Origin of the sequence: Streptomyces sp. NPDC057424, from assembly GCF_042803315.1 — a bacterium.
Taxonomy (GTDB): domain Bacteria; phylum Actinomycetota; class Actinomycetes; order Streptomycetales; family Streptomycetaceae; genus Streptomyces.
In genome coordinates this window covers 1-1266 of record NZ_JBHVCP010000137.1, presented here as the reverse complement: position 1 = coordinate 1266, position 1266 = coordinate 1, and the positions used below count along the sequence as shown (strand labels likewise).

Annotated in this window: 2 protein-coding genes; one reads left to right on the top strand and one right to left on the bottom strand. The window is 67.4% G+C overall.

Annotated features, from left to right (window positions below; translation table 11 throughout):
- Nucleotides 1–99 precede the first annotated feature (99 nt).
- A complete protein-coding gene (locus ACFU3E_RS38460; protein WP_384169487.1) occupies nucleotides 100–558 on the bottom strand; it encodes a TIGR02611 family protein in 459 nt (152 codons plus the stop codon).
- Nucleotides 559–749: 191 nt separating this feature from the next.
- Between ACFU3E_RS38460 and ACFU3E_RS38455 the strand changes: the two genes are divergently transcribed.
- Nucleotides 750–1163 carry an SsgA family sporulation/cell division regulator gene (locus ACFU3E_RS38455; protein ID WP_004002642.1) on the top strand — a complete coding sequence of 138 codons (414 nt, stop codon included), beginning with the start codon at nucleotides 750–752 and terminating at the stop codon, nucleotides 1161–1163.
- The last annotated feature ends 103 nt before the right edge of the window (nucleotides 1164–1266 follow it).

Below are 1266 nucleotides of genomic sequence, written 5' to 3'. Positions count from 1 at the left end.
ACCAGTGACCTCTTCGGTGTGAACGAAGCGCTCTCCCACTGAGCTAATCGCCCGGACGCAGGAAGAAGATTACCCCATGTCAGGGGGTGCCTGTGACGCTCACTGATCCTCGATCTTCCACGGCATGACGATGCCGAACTTCCACAGGTAGATGCCGACCAGCACGCCGACGATCACCAGCCCGATCGACGTCAGGATGATGTTGCGGCGCCGCACCTTGGGATCGAGGGCGCGCTGCGCCGCCTCGGTCACCTTGCGCTTGGTCCAGCGGAGCACCAGCTGGGCCCAGACGAACTCCGTCGCCCAGATCGCCATGCCGCCGAAGATCACGACCCAGCCCGGTCCGGGCAGGGGCAGCATGATGATGCCGGTGACGACGACCGCGAGCCCGATGATGAAGACGCCGACCTGCCAGCTCAGGTGCAGCGCCCGACGGGCCTTGATGAATTCCGGCGCCCGCGAACCCAACCCGCGGTCCTGCTCGCCGTGCACCTCGCCCGTCCCCGTCTCGTTCGACGCCACGGCCACCTCGCCCGGCTCGTCACTCCCCGTATTCATACGGCCGAACACTACCCGAGCGAAACCAGTCACCGGAATGGACGCACGACGCGAACGATCTCTCCGCCGGAAGAGTTACGTAAAGGCACGCAAAACACTCAGAGGGGTTTACAACGGCACCGTAGGTGGCATGTCGATTTCGCCGACGTGCGAATCCCCGAGCGCACACTGAGCGAAAGGCCCTGGCGCTTATGAACACCACGGTCAGCTGCGAGCTGCACCTGCGCCTCGTTGTGTCGAGCGAGTCCTCCCTGCCTGTCCCCGCAGGCCTGCGGTACGACACGGCCGACCCCTACGCCGTGCACGCCACCTTCCACACCGGAGCCGAGGAAACCGTCGAGTGGGTGTTCGCCCGCGACCTCCTCGCCGAGGGACTTCACCGCCCTACGGGCACCGGCGACGTCCGCGTCTGGCCGTCGCGCAGTCACGGTCAGGGCGTCGTGTGCATCGCCCTGAGCTCACCGGAGGGCGAGGCCCTGCTCGAGGCCCCGGCACGGGCCCTGGAGTCCTTCCTGAAGCGGACCGACGCCGCCGTGCCGCCCGGCACGGAACACCGGCACTTCGACCTCGATCAGGAGCTCTCGCACATCCTGGCGGAAAGCTAGGGCGAGGCCCCCACAAAGCCGCCCGGCGCCGTCGACTCGGGGAGACGGCTCGGGCCCGGACAACCGCATACGGGATGACACCGGCGCCGGACCGCGGCTCACG